Source organism: Solibacillus sp. FSL K6-1126, from assembly GCF_038003445.1.
GTDB lineage: Bacteria > Bacillota > Bacilli > Bacillales_A > Planococcaceae > Solibacillus > Solibacillus silvestris.
Genome location: NZ_JBBOPD010000001.1, coordinates 1,167,339 through 1,185,399, shown reverse-complemented (window position 1 = coordinate 1,185,399; position 18,061 = coordinate 1,167,339). Strand labels below are relative to the sequence as shown.

General features: G+C 40.5%; 19 protein-coding genes. All 19 read right to left on the bottom strand.

Annotated elements, in window-relative coordinates; translation table 11 throughout:
• Nucleotides 1–107: 107 nt before the first annotated feature.
• The 19 genes from sucD to MHH44_RS05570 all read right to left on the bottom strand — a co-directional run bounded on the left by sucD (nt 108) and on the right by MHH44_RS05570 (nt 18,060).
• Nucleotides 108–1,010, bottom strand: a complete 903-nt coding sequence (gene sucD / locus MHH44_RS05660) for a succinate--CoA ligase subunit alpha (protein ID WP_008403301.1) — start codon at nt 1,008–1,010, stop codon at nt 108–110.
• Entirely contained in the window at nt 1,007–2,188 is a 1,182-nt protein-coding gene (sucC, locus tag MHH44_RS05655) for an ADP-forming succinate--CoA ligase subunit beta (protein ID WP_340798006.1), read from the bottom strand. Before sucC ends, sucD begins: the two co-directional genes overlap by 4 nt.
• Before the next feature lie 187 nt (nt 2,189–2,375).
• Entirely contained in the window at nt 2,376–2,669 is a 294-nt protein-coding gene (locus tag MHH44_RS05650) for an EscU/YscU/HrcU family type III secretion system export apparatus switch protein (protein ID WP_014824499.1), read from the bottom strand.
• On the bottom strand, nt 2,666–4,588 hold the full coding sequence (locus MHH44_RS05645) for a hypothetical protein (RefSeq protein ID WP_340798004.1): 1,923 nt from the start codon (nt 4,586–4,588) through the stop codon (nt 2,666–2,668). Before MHH44_RS05645 ends, MHH44_RS05650 begins: the two co-directional genes overlap by 4 nt.
• A 4-nt stretch (nt 4,589–4,592) precedes the next feature.
• Nucleotides 4,593–5,366, bottom strand: coding sequence for a ribonuclease HII (locus tag MHH44_RS05640; protein WP_340734796.1), 774 nt, complete (start codon nt 5,364–5,366; stop codon nt 4,593–4,595).
• A 270-nt stretch (nt 5,367–5,636) separates the two neighbouring features.
• Complete coding sequence (ylqF, locus tag MHH44_RS05635) at nt 5,637–6,590, bottom strand: ribosome biogenesis GTPase YlqF (protein WP_340798003.1); 954 nt, start codon at nt 6,588–6,590, stop codon at nt 5,637–5,639.
• A 100-nt stretch (nt 6,591–6,690) separates the two neighbouring features.
• On the bottom strand, nt 6,691–7,254 hold the full coding sequence (gene lepB, locus MHH44_RS05630) for a signal peptidase I (RefSeq protein WP_008403307.1): 564 nt from the start codon (nt 7,252–7,254) through the stop codon (nt 6,691–6,693).
• A gap of 180 nt (nt 7,255–7,434) precedes the next feature.
• Nucleotides 7,435–7,779: a 50S ribosomal protein L19 gene (gene rplS, locus MHH44_RS05625; RefSeq protein ID WP_008403308.1), complete on the bottom strand. Its 345-nt coding sequence runs from the start codon at nt 7,777–7,779 to the stop codon at nt 7,435–7,437.
• Between the two features lie 131 nt (nt 7,780–7,910).
• Complete coding sequence (gene trmD, locus MHH44_RS05620) at nt 7,911–8,639, bottom strand: tRNA (guanosine(37)-N1)-methyltransferase TrmD (protein WP_008403309.1); 729 nt, start codon at nt 8,637–8,639, stop codon at nt 7,911–7,913.
• A complete protein-coding gene (gene rimM / locus MHH44_RS05615) occupies nt 8,636–9,157 on the bottom strand; it encodes a ribosome maturation factor RimM (RefSeq protein WP_008403310.1) in 522 nt (173 codons plus the stop codon). The genes trmD and rimM overlap by 4 nt, the downstream gene beginning before the upstream one ends.
• Nucleotides 9,158–9,401: 244 nt before the next feature.
• Complete coding sequence (locus MHH44_RS05610; RefSeq protein WP_008403311.1) at nt 9,402–9,635, bottom strand: KH domain-containing protein; 234 nt, start codon at nt 9,633–9,635, stop codon at nt 9,402–9,404.
• Nucleotides 9,636–9,662: 27 nt separating this feature from the next.
• Complete coding sequence (rpsP, locus tag MHH44_RS05605; protein ID WP_008403312.1) at nt 9,663–9,935, bottom strand: 30S ribosomal protein S16; 273 nt, start codon at nt 9,933–9,935, stop codon at nt 9,663–9,665.
• 92 nt (nt 9,936–10,027) lie between these two features.
• The gene (ffh, locus tag MHH44_RS05600) at nt 10,028–11,386 is read right to left on the bottom strand and encodes a signal recognition particle protein (protein WP_008403313.1); all 1,359 of its coding nucleotides are present in this window, start codon (nt 11,384–11,386) and stop codon (nt 10,028–10,030) included.
• Between the two features lie 12 nt (nt 11,387–11,398).
• Entirely contained in the window at nt 11,399–11,734 is a 336-nt protein-coding gene (locus MHH44_RS05595) for a putative DNA-binding protein (protein ID WP_008403315.1), read from the bottom strand.
• A 201-nt stretch (nt 11,735–11,935) separates the two neighbouring features.
• A complete protein-coding gene (locus MHH44_RS05590; RefSeq protein ID WP_340798002.1) occupies nt 11,936–13,429 on the bottom strand; it encodes a UxaA family hydrolase in 1,494 nt (497 codons plus the stop codon).
• The gene (locus MHH44_RS05585; RefSeq protein ID WP_340798001.1) at nt 13,426–14,841 is read right to left on the bottom strand and encodes a tagaturonate reductase; all 1,416 of its coding nucleotides are present in this window, start codon (nt 14,839–14,841) and stop codon (nt 13,426–13,428) included. The genes MHH44_RS05590 and MHH44_RS05585 overlap by 4 nt, the downstream gene beginning before the upstream one ends.
• 16 nt (nt 14,842–14,857) lie before the next feature.
• Nucleotides 14,858–16,252, bottom strand: a complete 1,395-nt coding sequence (uxaC, locus tag MHH44_RS05580) for a glucuronate isomerase (RefSeq protein ID WP_339263961.1) — start codon at nt 16,250–16,252, stop codon at nt 14,858–14,860.
• Between the two features lie 12 nt (nt 16,253–16,264).
• Nucleotides 16,265–17,545: a TRAP transporter large permease gene (locus MHH44_RS05575; protein WP_065216436.1), complete on the bottom strand. Its 1,281-nt coding sequence runs from the start codon at nt 17,543–17,545 to the stop codon at nt 16,265–16,267.
• The gene (locus tag MHH44_RS05570) at nt 17,545–18,060 is read right to left on the bottom strand and encodes a TRAP transporter small permease (RefSeq protein ID WP_340798000.1); all 516 of its coding nucleotides are present in this window, start codon (nt 18,058–18,060) and stop codon (nt 17,545–17,547) included. Before MHH44_RS05570 ends, MHH44_RS05575 begins: the two co-directional genes overlap by 1 nt.
• Nucleotide 18,061 lies beyond the last annotated feature (1 nt).

Here is an 18,061-nt window from a genome sequence, read left to right as displayed (position 1 = left end):
TAAAACATAGTATTGCCAATGAATACAGGCTATTAACCCGTCCACGCAACCTAATGTACGGAGACATACGAAAAAGATGTAGCGAGGCGACCGCTACATCTTTCATTTTAATGTGTTTTACAAGCTTCGTACAAGCCTTTTTCTTTGATTACTTTAATCAGTGTTTCACCGATTACAGAAGGCGTCGGAGCTACTTCAATACCTGCTGCATTCATTGCTTTGATTTTCTCTGCAGCTGTTCCTTTACCGCCGGAAATAATGGCACCTGCGTGACCCATACGCTTTCCTGGAGGTGCTGTTTGACCACCGATAAAACCTACTACCGGTTTGTTCATGTTTTCCTGAATCCATTCAGCAGCTTCTTCTTCCGCTGTACCACCGATTTCTCCAATCATGACAACCGCATAAGTTTCCGGGTCTTCGTTGAATGCTTTTAAGCAGTCAATAAAGTTTGTCCCATTTACAGGGTCGCCCCCGATTCCTACCGCTGTTGTTTGACCAATTCCTGCCTGAGACAGCTGGTGTACCGCTTCATAAGTTAAAGTACCAGAACGTGAAACAACACCTACATGTCCTTTTGTATGAATGTAACCCGGCATGATACCAATTTTACATTCATCAGCAGTAATGACACCCGGACAGTTTGGACCAACTAAACGTGTCTTCTTGCCTTCCATATAGCGCTTTACTTTTACCATGTCAAGTACCGGTATATGTTCTGTAATACAAATCGCCATATCCAGGTCCGCATCCACTGCTTCGATAATTGCATCTGCTGCAAATGGTGCCGGTACGTAAATAACGGATACATTGGCACCTGTCGCATCGACTGCTTCTTGTACTGTATTGAATACAGGAACACCTTCGATTTCAAGACCGCCTTTACCTGGTGTTACCCCTGCAACGATTTTTGTTCCGTATTCAAGCATTTGTTTTGTATGGAAAAGGGCTGTTTCCCCAGTAATCCCTTGTACGATTACTTTTGTTTCTTTATTAATGAACACACTCATGCCGTTACCCCGCCTTCAGCTTCAACTAATTTCACGATTTTTTGAGCGCCGTCTGACATTGAGTCAGCTGCCACAATGTTTAAACCAGATTCATTTAACAACTTTTTACCTAGCTCTACGTTTGTCCCTTCTAAACGTACTACTAACGGAACCGCTAAACCAACTTCTTTTGCAGCCGTAATAACACCTTTTGCAATGATGTCGCATTTCATGATTCCACCAAAGATGTTAACGAAAATTCCTTTAACATTTTTGTCTGATAAAATGATTTTAAAAGCTTCTGTTACTTTTTCGGCTGTAGCACCGCCCCCAACGTCAAGGAAGTTTGCGGGTGATCCGCCGTAGTAACTAATCGTATCCATCGTCGCCATGGCAAGACCTGCACCATTTACCATACATCCGATATTACCGTCTAACGAAATATAACTTAAATCATATTTAGATGCTTTAATTTCTTTTGGATCTTCTTCATCGAAATCGCGTAATTCTACGATATCTTTGTGACGGTATAATGCGTTTGCATCAAAGTTGAATTTTGCATCAAGTGCCACTACCTGGTCATCACCAGTTACAACTAGCGGGTTGATTTCTACTGTTGATGCATCTTTATCGATAAATGCTTTGTAAATACCAAGCATTAATCCTACTGCTTTATTTACTAACTTAGCAGGAATATTCATATTGAATGCCATACGGCGTGCCTGGAAAGCATTCAGGCCTGTTACCGGATCAATCACTTCTTTGAAGATTTTTTCCGGATTCGTCTCGGCTACCTCTTCAATATCCATACCGCCCTCTTCAGAACCCATCATTACTACTCTAGAAGTTGCACGGTCTAATACTAAACTTAAGTAATACTCTTTTTTAATGTCCGAACCTTCTTCTATATAAAGACGCTTTACTTCTTTACCGTCTGGACCTGTCTGGTGAGTTACTAAAATTTTCCCTAATAATTCTTTAGAGAAAGAACGAACTTCATCCAGGTTTTTTGCAATTTTAACGCCACCCGCTTTACCGCGGCCCCCTGCATGAATTTGTGCTTTCACTACTGTTACGTTAGATCCTAGCTCTTTTGCTGCTTTTACTGCTTCGTCTGGTGAAAACGCGACACTTCCTCTTGGAACCGCTACACCGTATTGTCTTAATATCTCTTTCCCTTGATACTCATGGATATTCATGATACATCCTCCCATCGGACATTTGGAAATTATTCTACTAACATAATCTATTTTATACAATTATTCAGACAATGTCTATATTTGTCACACAAGCAATTTTTAGATTGCTTTATGTCAAAATATTCTTTGTCTAGATATTTTCTAATTTTCCGAAAGATATACTCTACATAAAAATAAAAAACATCGACTATTTATTTTTAAAAGTTAACCTCTGCTTTTCATCCAAATGATAAATAAAAGCAAAAACTTCTGCAACCGCCTGGTAAAGTTCTTCCGGTATCGATGTGTTCAAATCAAGCTGGCCTAACAGCTCGACTAAGTTTGGGTCTTCATAAACGGGTACTTCATGCATCGCTGCTTTTTCTAATATATTTTCCGCAATTTTCCCTTTCCCTTTTGCAACGATTGTCGGACCACTGCTTTTTTGCGGATCATAGGACAGGGCGATTGCTTCTTTTCTTATATATTTTTTTTCGGTCATACGCGTATATCGACACCACCCTGCTCATCTTCTCGCTGATTTGACAGTTTTGTGACAGTTTTTTCTCCTTGGTCTGCAAAAGGTTTGATAAACAGTCCCGATAATGTATATTCTTTTTCCAGCAATCCCGACTTTAATGTGCCTTTCAGCGATGTCGCCAACGAATCCAAATTCGGCATATCATTATATATATTAATCGTGACAACACGGTTTTGTACTTGCATATCGATTACCGTCTGCTGCAATGTTTCCATATTTAAATAGAATAGAATACGTGCAAAATTGGCATCGATTTTACCATCTTCCTTCATTCGACCATTCCATTGCAATGTGGCATCCATTTTCTTGCCGAAAAAATTTAGCGGCACTTGCATGACAAGCTGATGCTGATGTCCATTTTCCCCTGAAGTGAGCTGCATACCATTTAGTCTGGCCATCACCATTTCAGCGGCATCTTTTATTGCAGCGGGTGTTTGGACATCTTGAAGAAGCGCCAATAATTGCGGTTTTATCTGCTGGGCAATGGCCTGAATATCCCCTGCCTTATTTGCAAGTGTCGCCTCATAGCTGACACCGAGCCCCTTTAAAACGGTTTTTATTGCCTGTTCCATCGCACGACCATCAACTGCCGCCTGTACTTGACCTTCTGCTTGCGTAAGAGCACTTTGCATGACCGGCTGTGGACTATCAGCCGTCACTTTCACTAAATTCCGTAACAGCTGATCTGCAACCGGTAAATTCGCATCCGGCTTCAGTAACGTAAACAATTGATCCTTGGCGGAAAATCCTTGATCATTTTGCATAAACAATCGCGGTGTCACATTTTCACTGTATGCGTTTGTCAGTTGCTGCCGTAGTTGATTTACCAATGCTTCCACTGCTTGCTTCGAAGTCGGAATTTGCTCAAAACGCGTTAATAATTGCTGTAGCTGCTGCTTTTGTGTTGACGATAATAAGCTTTCATTATTAATCCAGACTCTTACTTGCTCTAACATCGGTTTTATCTGTTCAGAGCTTGTTTGCCCGAGCTGCTGCAGCATTTGACCTGCTTCTTTAAATAGCGGTGTTGCTGTTGTCTGTACTTGGTTCACAGATTGTTGGCTTCCTTGCTGGTTTACCGTTTGCCAATTTTGCAAAGTAGCATTTTGCGGTAAAATTCCAGCTTCTTTTAATACTGTCAGCGTCTGAAGTTTTGATGCAATCGACGAATTATTATCCATTAAATTTTGGGTCGCCCGCGCAAGGAGAATACCGCCTGTTTCATTGTTTAACGGCTTTGCCAGCTGGTCAATCTGCTGTAAAAGTGATGATTTAATCGCTTCATTCCCTCCAGACTGATTTGCCAAGAGCTGCGCTAAATTCGCTAAATTTGCCGACATACCATCTGTTTTAATCCCTTGAGTCAATGCTTGAAATACGGTATCTGTGAAAGGCATTTTCAGCTCCACCATACGCTGTAGTGCCTGAAGTGCACTATTTTTATCCACTCCTGCGGGCAAGTTTTTCATCCAGCTTTCCGCTGCAAGCAGCTGTTCTTTCGCAAGTGGCAGCTGGGCTTTCATAAAATGTGAAAGTACTTGCTGCATTTCATTCGATTTCGGCAAATTCATCGTCTCAAGCAGCTGGGACATTTGCTGGCCGGAAGTCATCGATTGTGACATCGGCCCGGTAATGACTTTTAATTCTGTTTGTGGATTTGTCGCTGTTACCTGAAAAAAGTGTGCATCGCCAAGTTTTAATGGAACTTCCAGCTTCGCCATGAGCTTTTGATTGCCCACTTGGACTTCCGCCATCTGATTTGGGTAGAGCTGCTTTATCGTCCCATGAAATACTTGATCTTGCCTTAGCGATAATGGCTGATTTGCTGGTACTTGCTGCGAAGTATTTGTTTGTACTGCATTAAACGTTGAGAAGTTCATGCCGTTACTCCCTTCTTTGAAGTATGGATTTTATCGGTTCGAATGTTTTTCGATGATGTATAGTCGGTCCATATTGCGCGATCGCTTCCAAATGCTGTTTTGTTCCATAACCTGCATGCTGGGCAAAACCATATTGCGGAAATTCGAGGTCCAGCTTCTCCATATAGTCATCACGTGCCGTTTTTGCTAAAATGGATGCCGCTGCGATTGCCAGGCTGCGGGCATCCCCCTTTATGATAGAAGCTTGCGGAATTGATGTTGAAAGAGTCATCGCATCGGCCAATATGTAATTTGGTGTGACTTCAAGTGCTTCAATACTTTTTAACATGGACTGTCGTGTTGCTTCATAAATGTTAAGGCGGTCAATTTCTTCGGCACTTTGAAAATGAACTGCATAATACAATGCATGTTTTTTAATCCGTTCAGCAAATTGATTGCGTTTTTCCTTTGACAATTGTTTGGAATCGTTTACGCCAAGGAGTTCCTGGCAGTGGTTCGGCAATATAACAGCCGCAGTTACGACAGGCCCTGCCAGTGGTCCGCGCCCGGCTTCATCTGTACCTGCGATATAGGCATGTTCATATGGTAAATAGCTTGCGTCAAATTGCAGTTTCTCATTATGTGCTTGTTGGAGTGCCTCCATCTTCTCAAGACGCTTTTGAAATTGTATCCATGCCTTTTGAACACCTGACCGTTCATCCTTTACTATAAAATCCATCCATGGCTCAATTTGTGCTGCTGTTTTCAATGCTTCTGTAATCTCTTTAATTGTTTTCATATAATGCCCTCAAATCTATTAATTCCGTTTTCTTTATATATCGTCAATTTCCATTCCGGAGGCTAACACAATGTTGGTCACGAAAGCGTTGTCACAGGACGTGACAGTTTTAGTTTCGTTCCATACTCCTCCATTCCAATCCACTTTGCTTTTTATCTCTAATTTTACTTTCTATCATTCTTACTTGTTATATCGTCTGTTGTTCTTATTATAAAAGAAAAAACCTTTCTCAAATAAATGAAAAAGGTTTCGCCTATCTATTATCCCACTTTATCCGTTGTTTTCTTGCTTTTTCTGGCGATTTAGCGCGGCAGTTTTTTTACGGCGTTCTTCGTTTTCCAGGGCAATCGCTTCTTCCAGTTGCTCTTTTTCAAGTTGCTCGGAAACAAAGTCAAATGTGAGTTTCCCAAGATTCTGTTCACGAATGTCGCGTACAATTAATACGGACACCTGATCATAGTCAATCTCTCCGCCTTGTCCAAATACACGGCGTAATTTCCCGATTGCATCGAATGTTTCAACAAGCTCTTCGGATACAGATGAAATTTTATAGCGTTCTTCCATGCGCGTTGGATAGTGCATTTCTAAAAAACGTAAGCCGTATACAGCCAAGTCTTCCATATTTGTAATCGTATCTTTAATCGCACCCGTTAATGCGAGCTTGTAGCCGACTTCCTGATCTTCAAACTTCGGCCATAAGATACCTGGTGTATCCAGAAGTTCGATTTCTTTACCGACTTTAATCCATTGCTGTGCTTTCGTAACACCTGGCATATTTCCTGTTTTCGCTAAGTTTTTCTTCGCTAAACGGTTGATTAAAGTGGATTTCCCGACGTTCGGAATACCGACAATCATGGCGCGGATCGCACGCGGCTTCATTCCTTTTGATTTCATGCGCTCCCATTTATCCGCCAAAATCTCCTGAGCAGCCTTTGTAACCGCCTGCAAGCCTTTCCCTTCCAACGAGTTGATTGCTACTGCTTTAAAGCCTCTGTCGGCAAAATATTGAATCCAGCGGCGTGTTTCCTGTTCATCGGCCATATCTTGTTTATTTAAAATGAGCAGACGCGGTTTTTGATGGATGACTTCATCGATCATCGGATTACGTGAAGATAATGGTAGACGTGCATCGACAAGTTCAAAAACGATATCGACAAGCTTTAAACTTTCCGATACTTGGCGGCGTGCCTTTGCCATATGTCCTGGAAACCATTGAATTGTCATAATGTATAACCTCCTGTAAATTACATACTTCTATTTTCAACAAAAAAATGAGGAGTTTAAACTGCCCCCTCATTTTAGACAATATTTACGATAATAAATATTACTTTACGATCTCAATTTCGTTTAACGGCCAGAAAATGATATTCGTATTACCGATAATTTCTTTCTGATCGACGATGCCGATATGGCGGCTGTCTTTACTGAAGCGACGGTTATCGCCCATTACGAATACGTAGCCTTCCGGAATCACATCCAGTGACGGATCGATATCTTTCAGCGAGAAGTCGCCTGTTAGGTTGCCTTCGCTAATTTCGGCTTTATATGCGTCCAAATACGGTTCGTCGATCGGTTCCCCATTAATGTATAATTGATCATCCTTATATTCTACAAAGTCCCCTGGAACACCGATGACACGTTTAATATAGTCCTTTTGTTCTGGTGCGTGGAATACGACGATATCAAAACGGTCGGGTTCGCCGATTTTATAGCTGAATTTGTTGACGATCATGCGATCACCATTTTCAAGGGTAGGCATCATTGAATCCCCGTCTACTACAATCGGTGTAAATAAAAAGTAACGAATAAATGCGGCAATCGCAAACGCAATCAGTAGAGCTTTCGTCCATTCCCAAAGCTCATTTTTTTCTTTTTCAGTTTTTTCCACGTAGCTATCCCCCTTGCTCATCACATTTATTGTATACGAAATATGTATATCAAGCAAAAATCTAATCTAAATATTGCATCAGATTATCTATAGTTTATTGTCAAAATCACATGTTAATACACATTTTTTATTTAAAGAAAGAAAGGGACTTGTATATACAAGCCCCCTTCTAAAAAGTTCTTATCGAATTTCTTTAATACGAGCAGCTTTACCACGTAAGTTACGTAGGTAGTAAAGTTTAGCACGACGTACTTTACCTTTACGTACTACTTCTAACTTAGCGATTTTTGGAGTGTGTACTGGGAAAGTACGCTCTACACCAACACCGTAAGAAATTTTACGTACTGTGAAAGTTTCGCTAATTCCGCCACCACGACGTTTAATAACTACACCTTCGAATAATTGGATACGTTCACGAGTACCCTCAACGATTTTAACGTGTACCTTAACTGTGTCACCTGGTTTGAATGTAGGTAAGTCTGAACGTAATTGATCTTTAGTGATCTCTGTAATAATGTTTGACATTGTTTTCTCTCCTTAGACAGATGCTCATGCACGCTAATTTAAGCCACAGCGGAACACCGTAATTCAGTGCTTACATTGAAGCACAAAATGAATCTTACCATAATTATTTTAGGCTTGCAAGTAGTTTTGCTTTACATTTCACTCTTAATTTTTTCAATTATTTTTATTTGCTTGTCCGTTAATTCAAGTGCTTCCAATAAATCCGGTCTACGCTCTAACGTACGCTTAAAGGACTGTTCCTCACGCCACGCTTCGATTTTCGCGTGATTACCTGATAACAGTATATCCGGCACTTTCATCCCTCTAAAATCAGCTGGACGCGTATAATGAGGATGCTCTAATAACCCTGTTGAAAATGAATCCTGAATATGTGAATCTTCCTGCCCTAATACACCCGGCAATAAACGTACAACCGCATCGATTACCGTCATCGCAGGAAGCTCGCCGCCAGTTAAAACAAAGTCGCCGATTGAAATCTCATCTGTTACAAGATGTTCCCGGATTCGCTCATCATATCCTTCATAATGGCCGCAAAGGAATACTAAATCATCTTCCAGTGCAAGCTCCTCCGCCTTCTTCTGCGTGAAGCGCTCGCCTTGTGGACACATGAGTATAACACGCGGTTTGCGGCCTTCTGTAATGGCTTCAACCGCATTGAACATCGGCTCCGGCTTTAATACCATTCCCGCACCGCCGCCGTATGGGTAATCATCCACTTGTTTGTGCTTATTTACACTGTACTCCCGGATATCGGTTACTGCGAGCTCGACTGCACCTTTTTCCTGAGCCTTTTTTAAAATTGAAGCGCCAAACACACCTGTGAACATATCGGGAAATAAACTTAATACGTGAATCTTCATTCCAGCAAACCTTCCATTACATGAATAATGATTTTCTTTTCATCGACATCAATATCTTTTACGATATCTTCAATGTAAGGAATGTAGTGTTTCTTACCATTTTGCGCTTTAACTTCCCATACGTCGTTTGCGCCTGTCTCTAAAATATCAGTAACAACGCCGATCAGTTCGCCCTCTTCCGAAAACACTTCACAATCTTTAATTTCAAAGTGATAGTATTCATTATCTTCAAGCTCATCTTCCGCTAATTGATCCATCGACACTTTTAAAAGACCTTCTTTAAATGGTTCCACTAAATTAATGTTTTCCATTCCTTCAAATGTCACCAATATAAAGTTTTTATGGCGTCTTGATGAACTGATCGTTACCCAAGTCGGTTTTTTATCATCTTTTTTGAATGCCGCAAGTTTAGAACCGACCGCAAAACGTTCTTCTTCAAAGTCCGTCGTCGATAAAATTCGCAGTTCCCCGCGAATACCATGTGTATTTACAATACGTCCTACATTAAACCATTCCATGTATATTCCACCTTTTATAATAATTTGTTACCACATAACTTTTATATACACCGTTGTTTGGAGTGAAGGCGGCGAAGTAACATTCAAATGCCTTTTGATTTGAATGTTACTTTGCGACGAAAGCGGAGCGACAGGAGCACATGCACAATGCTTCTATGGCAACCGCAATAAACTCCTACCGTAACGGAAAACAACATTATCATAACAAAAAAAGAAGGGTTAGCAAAATGCCACCCTTCTTTTACTAATCCAATATATCGACATACGTCTTTTTCTTCTGGTGGCCGCCCGCTGCTGAGTACACAATCGTACGAATTGCCTTCGCAACACGTCCTTGCTTGCCTATCACTTTCCCTCGATCCTCTGGATGAACAAAAAGTTTATAAACAACTCGATTGGAAGTTTCGTCCGTCTCAATACGAACGTCTTCCGGATAATCGACTAACGGTTTCACAATTGCTTCAATCAGCTGCTGCATAATGCCACCTCCGAATTAATCATTGAATTATTTGCTGTATTTAGCGTTATGGAATTTTTCCATGATACCTTGTTCTGAGAACAGGTTACGTACAGTATCAGATGGTTTTGCACCATCAGTTAACCATTTAAGAGCTTTCTCTTCATCGATTTGTACTGTAGCTGGAACTGTAAGTGGGTTGTAAGTACCTACTGTTTCGATTTGACGGCCATCACGTGGTGAACGAGCGTCTGCAACTACGATACGATAGAAAGGAGATTTTTTAGCTCCCATACGTTTTAAGCGAATTTTAACTGCCATTTTAATAGCACCTCCGAATAAGTTTCACACAAGATATTATATTAGCAATGTCTTGATGGTTTGTAAAGTGTTTTTTCTTAACACCTTATTTTTTATTTAAATAATGAATCAAAACCAGGCATTTTCATCTTCTTTTTACCTTTACCCTGAGCCATGCCCGTCATCTGTTTCATCATTTTTTTCATTTCTTCAAACTGCTTCAATAAGCGGTTTACTTCTTGAATTGTCGTCCCCGAACCAGTGGCAATACGCTTTTTACGGCTCGCCGAAATAATTTCAGGGTTTGTTTTTTCATTTGGTGTCATCGAATAGATAATTGCTTCGATGCGTCCCATCTGCTTTTCATCGACTTTGACATTGTCAAGGCCCTTCATTTTGTTTGCACCCGGAATCATTTTCAATAATTCATCAAGTGGTCCCATTTTTTTCACAGCTTGGAGTTGTTCGATAAAGTCATCAAATGTAAAGCTCTGTGTCATGAACTTTTCTTCCAGCTCTTTTGCCTTTTCCATATCAACGTTTGCTTGTGCTTTTTCGATCAGTGACAGGACATCGCCCATCCCTAAAATACGTGAAGCCATACGCTCCGGATGAAAAGGTTCCAGTGCATCCATCTTTTCGCCCATACCGACAAATTTAATCGGTTTCTCTGTAACCGAGCGAATCGACAGTGCCGCACCACCACGAGTATCACCGTCTAATTTTGTTAAGACAACGCCCGTAATGCCGACAGTTTCGTTAAAGCTTTGCGCAACATTTACAGCATCTTGACCTGTCATGGCATCAACAACTAAAAATACTTCATCCGGCTCTTTTAAACCGCGAATGTCTTTCAGTTCCTGCATCAGTTCTTCATCAATATGAAGACGACCGGCTGTATCGATTAATACAACGTCCAAATGCTCTTCCTTTGCATGCTCGATAGCCTGACGTGCAATTTCAACAGGTGAAACATCTGTACCAAGTGAGAACACCGGCAGTGATAACTGTTTCCCTAATGTCTGTAATTGCTCTACAGCCGCTGGACGGTATATATCTGCTGCAACGAGTAATGGTTTTTTATTATATTTTTTACGTAATACATTCGCCAATTTACCTGTAGTTGTCGTCTTACCTGCACCTTGTAAACCAACCATCATAATGACAGTAGGCGGACGGTTGCTGAATTTAATCGGACTTTGCTCGCCGCCCATTAAATTCTTCAATTCATCTTGAACAATTTTAATGACTTGCTGACCAGGTGTTAATGATTTCATGACGTCGACGCCGACTGCACGCTCACTAACTTTTTTAACGAATTCTTTTACTACTTTTAAGTTTACGTCCGCTTCGATTAAGGCAAATCGGACTTCACGCATCATTTCTTTAACGTCTTGTTCCGTTACTTTCCCTTTACCTTTAATCTTTTGGATCGTACCTTGGAGTCGCTCTGCTAAACCTTCAAAAGCCAACTCGTTCGCCCCCTAATCCGATTCCTTCAGTTGTTCAACCAATGCTAGTTTCGCCTCTGTCGTAGAAGCCTCATCCATGATCGCATTCGTCAATTGTTTTAACACGATTTGACGTTGTTGAAACTTTTCGAATAAATTTAGTTTTTCTTCATATTCTTCAAGCATCGCCTCAGTACGGCGAATATTATCGTAAACAGCTTGGCGTGAAATATTATAACTTTCGGCGATTTCTCCTAACGAGTGATCGTCCAAGTAATATAGTTCCATGTAGCTGCGCTGTTTATCAGTTAATAACGCTTGATAAAAGTCGAAGAGAAAGTTCATGCGTGTTGTTTTTTCAAGTAGCATTTTTATCTCTCCAATCATAATTTGTCTATCTTATCATAATCTTGTGGGCAGTTACTGTCAAGGTAATCCCCTTGTCCATTGAAGAACCTTTTCTTTTCATTAATAAACGATTTCAAAAAAATGACGATGCTCCTTCACGAAAAAGAGAGCATCGCCATTTCTTATATAATAGGAAGAATATGATAAACCGGACCAAATTTTCTACAGGGTAACACCTGTTTTAAAAATAGCCATTTCTTTGAAATTCATTCGTTCATGGTTTAATTGCTCTCCACTAGCAACAGCAATAATATATTGAATAAATTCTTCCAAAACCGCATCTTCGTCTACGCCATCTTCTAGTATTTGCCCTGCATTGAAATCAATCCAATGCTTTTTCTGTTCATAAATAGCGCTGTTTGTGGATATTTTCATCGTAGGTACAAATGAGCCGAATGGCGTACCGCGTCCTGTAGTAAACAACACTAATTGACAACCTGCAGATGCAAGCGCTGTACATGCAACAAGATCATTTCCCGGCGCACTCAATAAATTCAACCCGCGCTTTTTTAACCGCTCTCCGTATTTTAAAACATCGACAATTTCAGCACTGCCCGCTTTTTGCGTACAGCCTAACGACTTGTCTTCAAGCGTAGTGATTCCGCCTGCCTTATTGCCTGGTGAAGGATTTTCATAGATCGGCTGATTATAGTCGATAAAGTACTGCTTAAAGTCATTAATAAGCGAAACAATCTTCCCGAATGTTTCCTCATCTTGTGCACGGTTCATTAAAATCGTTTCCGCTCCAAACATTTCCGGCACTTCCGTCAGCACCGTTGTACCGCCCTGGGATACTAAAAAGTCGGAGAAACGCCCTAGAAGAGGATTCGCCGTAATGCCAGATAAGCCGTCTGAACCGCCACATTTCAGTCCGATACGCAATTCACTGATCGGAATATCTTCTCGTCGATCGTTGCGGACTGCCTCATGTAGTGCTACAAGCGCTTCTACACTAGCTTCAACCTCATCATCAACTTGCTGGGACACGACAAATTTCACACGGGACGTATCGTAATCGCCAAGTTCCTGCTTCATCTGTTCAATTGTATTATTCTCGCAGCCCAGCCCTAATACAAGCACAGCTGCAGCATTCGGATGGTTAACAGCATCCAGTAAAATAGTACGTGTATTTTCATGGTCATCACCTAATTGCGAACAACCAAAATTATGCTTTAATACAAGCGTGGATTCAAAAGGCGCAATACTTCCTACCCGTTGCTCAAATTCACGAATGATCATGTCCGCAATACCATTCACACATCCGACTGAGGGTATGATCCATAGTTCATTTCGTATACCGACTTCACCATTGCTACGTCGGTACCCTTTAAATGTTAAATTACGTTGCGGATAGTTCAATGAAATATCTTTCTTGTCGTAATTGTAGTTAATGATGTCCTGCAAATTTGTTTTTACATTATGCGTGTGGACGACGGTTCCTTTTGCAATGTCTTCAGTAGCATGCCCAATCGGATAGCCGTACTTTATAATATGTTCCCCTTTTTGAATGTTACGTGTGGCAATTTTATGCCCTCTAGGAACTTCCTGCTCTAGATTAATCTTCTCTTGGCCGATCGAAAATAGTTCGCCCGCTTCAAAGGAACGTAAAGCGACCGCAACATTATCAGACGAATGAATGACAATCGTTTCTTTCATAATCCTAGTGCCTCCTCTTCCAATTCCGCAATGAACTGTGCTGTTTGGCTCTCTTTAAACGCCGTAATTGCCTCCCCGACAAATTGTTCAAGTTGCGGAATCGTTGTTAAATCTATCCCCCAAAGATTTTCATTACTCAGTACACCCGCTAATGGCTTTGCCTTAATTTGCTCGATCGCTTCCGGAGCATCTTGCGGTGAAAATACTTCTGGAGTTTGATATAAGTATATCCACGCAGCCAATGCTGTTGTTAAATGTTTTGGAAGTGTTGCATATTGCTTATAATACGCCAGTAGCGATGGGATATTTCTAGTTTTAAACTTGGCAAGCGCATTAAGTGCAATACTTTTTACGTAATGTGCAATAAACGGATTTTCAAAGCGTTCTAATATCGCCTGTTGATATGTCATTAACTGTTCTTTGTCGCCATTAATCGTAGGAATCACTTCCTGTACAAGTAAACGTTGAACGAAAGGTCTTAATTTAGAGTGTTCCATCACTTGCCCGACTGTATCTGTATCCAGCAAAATAGCAAGCGGTGTTAAGGCAGAGTGTGCACCATTGAGCATTTTCACTTTACGCTCCCGGTAGTAACTCAAGTCGTCTACAAGCTTTACTTCAAATTGATTAGTAACTAACGGAAAAGAATGAAGCGCTTCTTCATTTTCTATTACCCAAATATAATACGGTTCTGCAGCAACGAGTAATTTATCCTCATAACCAAGCTTCAACGTCAATTCTTCATATTGGCTTTTCGGGAATCCGGGTACGATTCGGTCAACAAGTGTGTTGCAGAACGTATTGGCACCTGTCACCCAATCGATGAAGCTCTGCCCTAAATCCCATGCATTTGCATAGCTTACAATCCCGTTTTTTAAAGCGGTACCGTTCTGTTCAATTAATTCGCACGGTAAAAAGATCAGCCCTTTTGACGGATCCGCTCCAAACGATTCATAGCGTTTCCATAAAAAGTGCGTCACATTGGCCACAAAGTTTGTTGATGGCTGTGCATCAAATGGAAGCTGCTCATATACAATTCCTGCCTCCGTTGTATTGGATACAACATATTGGAGGTCTTCCGAAACCGCGAGCTTCATATATTCTTCATACTGGTTTTGCAATGATATACTGCGTGTCACACTTTCAATCACTTGTTCATAATTGACTTGCTGACCATTTTGAATCCCTTGCGTAACAAGTGTGTATAGACCATCTTGCGCATTGATCACTTCTGATGTACTTCCTGTTGTCGACTGGACAATAACAATTCCTAAATCCTGTTGCTGCTGTAAATTCGCTTCATGTATGAGCCAATCAACAAAAGCACGGAGAAAATTCCCCGTGCCGAATTGGACAATACGCTCTACGACAGCTGTTTTTCGAGTATACACTTCGTTAGATAACTGTTGCATGCTTCATCCACCTCATTTAAAAGTTAAAGTAATTTTTTGCATTGTAATAGCAAATATCTTGTACGATTGTTCCAAGAAGCTCGTAATCTTCAGGGAATTCTCCATTTTCCACCCATTCTCCAATGAGATTACATACTAAACGTCTAAAATATTCGTGACGTGTGTAGGACAGGAAACTACGCGAATCAGTCAGCATTCCGATAAAGCGGCTGAAAATCCCGATGCTCGCAAGTGCCTTCATCTGATCAAGCATTCCTTCTTTTTGGTCATTAAACCACCAAGCCGTACCGAATTGGATTTTCCCAGGCACTTTTTCCTGGAAGCTTCCGACTATACTTGCAATAACATAGTAGTCTTTTGGATTTAATGAATAAACAATCGTTTTCGGTAATGCATCTTCAAGTGCAAGCGCATCCAATAAACGTGTCAACGGTACTGCGATCGGTCCGTCATTAATGCTGTCATACCCTGTATCCGGCCCTAAATTATTGAACTGACGTGTATTGTTGTTACGGTGTGCCGAAATATGATATTGCATCGCCCAATTGTAAGAAGCGTACTGTTTCCCTAAAAAGATCAGTAATGCTGTTTTATATTTTGCTTCTTCTTCCAGCGATACTTGTTCCCCCGCAAGCCCCTTTTCAAAAATAGCACTCACTTCTTGTTCTGTCGCTTCTGCATAATAAATCGTATCCAATGCATGGTCTGACACTTTACCACCGACTTCATCAAAAAACTGAATTCGTTTTGCAAGAGCTTCTTTTAATTGTTCATAAGATTCGATTGTTTCGCCGACAACTTCCGATAATGATCCAATCCAAGCCGCAAATGTCGGCTTATTGATTTCCAATGCTTTATCCGGTCTGAAACTCGGCAGTACTTTCACGTTAAACTGCTCATCTTTTTGAAGTGCGATATGATATTCAAGTGAGTCAATCGGATCATCTGTAGTGCAGATCACTTCTACTTTTGAGTCCAAAATTAACTGACGAGCTGTCTTTTGAGGTAATTGTTCATTTACATTATCCCAAATAGCGCGTGCTGTTTTTTCATTTAATAAAGTTTCTTCATTAAAGAATCGGCGCAGTTCTAAATGTGTCCATTGATATAAAGGGTTGCCAATTGTATACGGAACGGTTTTTGCCCATGCTTCAAAACGCTCATAATCATCTGCATCACCTGTTACAAGATGCTCTGGAACTCCATTTGCGCGCATCGCACGCCATTTATAATGATCCCCGTACAACCAAGCCTCTGTAATATTTTTAAATTGCTTATCCTCATAAATTTCCTGAGGACTTAAATGACAGTGGTAATCGATAATCGGTAAATCTTTTGCATAGTCGAAATACAACTTTTCCGCTACTTTATTGTTCAATAGAAATGAGTTATCCAAAAATGTTTTTGCCATATTCTAGTCCCCTTACTTTAATAGTAATTCCGGAAGTTTTAACGTAATGTCTGGAACAAACGTTATTAATAGTAGTATAACAATCATTGCCCCATAGAATGGAAGCATCCCTTTTGTCGCTTTTTCAATCGGTACTTTTCCGATCGCACATCCGACAAACAGACATGTACCAACTGGCGGCGTTACAAGACCGATTGCTAAGTTCAGAATCAATACAACCCCAAATTGAACCGGATCCATACCTGCTTCAAGCGCTACAGGTAATAAAATTGGTGTCGCAATTAAAATTAACGGTGCCATGTCCATGAACATCCCTAATACTAGTAAAATGATATTAATAATTAATAATGTTACAAAATCATTCGGCGAAACAGCCAATAACGTTTCGGTTACCATTGCTGGTACTTTTAGAAATGCAAGTAACCAGCCGAATGCCGAAGAAGCAGCAATTAAAAACAGTACCATCGATAATGTTTTTACTGTACGTTTTAAAATGTTCCCCATTGCCGATAGCGGCACGTCTTTATAAACGAAGAACGAAATAATAAACGCATATAACGCACCGATTGCCGCGGATTCAGTCGCTGTGAAAACACCGGATAATATCCCACCAATAATAATGACCGCTGTAAACAATCCTAATAATCCTTCACGTACAATTTTCGGAACTTCTTCACGCTTAATCGGTTCACCTTTCGGATAATTACGTTTTACTGCAATCGTATACGCAAAGATCATTAAAATTAACCCTAATGCAATACCAGGAACTATTCCCCCCATAAACAATGCACCAACCGATACACCACCGGCAGCAGTAGAATAAATGATCATATTATGACTTGGCGGAATTAAAACCCCTTGTGCAGCACTTGAAATTGTAACGGCAACAGAATATTCCGCATCATATTTTTGCTTTTTCATCATCGGAATTAATACAGAACCAATTGATGAAACGTCCGCTACAGCCGAACCGGAAATACCCCCAAAAAACGTTGAAGATAAAACGTTTACCATTGCTAAACCGCCGCGTACTTTACCGACAATAACGTTCGCTAGATTAATTAAACGACGTGAGATACCGCCTTCATTCATAATTTCACCAGCTAAAATGAAAAATGGAATCGCAATAAGCGAAAAACTATTCAATCCACTTACCATTCGCTGTACAATAGCTGCTAAATCAATCCCTAAGTAAATCGTAGTGACAAATGACGATACAGCCAGACAAAGTGCAACCGGCACTCGTAAAAGTAATAACACTACAAATACTGCAAGTAATATCCCAATCCCCATTATTTAGCCGCCTCCATCGCTTCTTTGGCATCGTCATCAAAATCTTCATGAATCGCATCTTTAAAGAACATTTCAACCCCATAAATGAACGTTAAAATACCACTGACAGGAATTGCACTGTATAGAAAACTTTGCGGTAATCCTGTACCAGCCATTAGCGATCCGTGCATTAAAAATGTAAAACGGAAGCCGTAGTAAATAAAAATAATACTCATGGCGATCACTAAAACTTTTGTAATGAGATCAATTTTCTTTTGAATGGTCTTTGGCATCAAGCCTACAAAAACCCCTACCCCAATATGTAAGTTGTCTCTAAAACCAATAGCAATTCCGATAAAGGCAATCCAAATCAGTAAAAGCAATGCTAACTCTTCCGTCCATCTCGGTGTGAAATCTAAAAAGTTACGTGTGAATATTTGATAAATGATGATTAGTGTCATTGCAACAATCATTGTTCCTAACAGATAATCAAGACTGCGGTCTAAAATACTTTTTGCTTTTTTTATAGTAGCCACT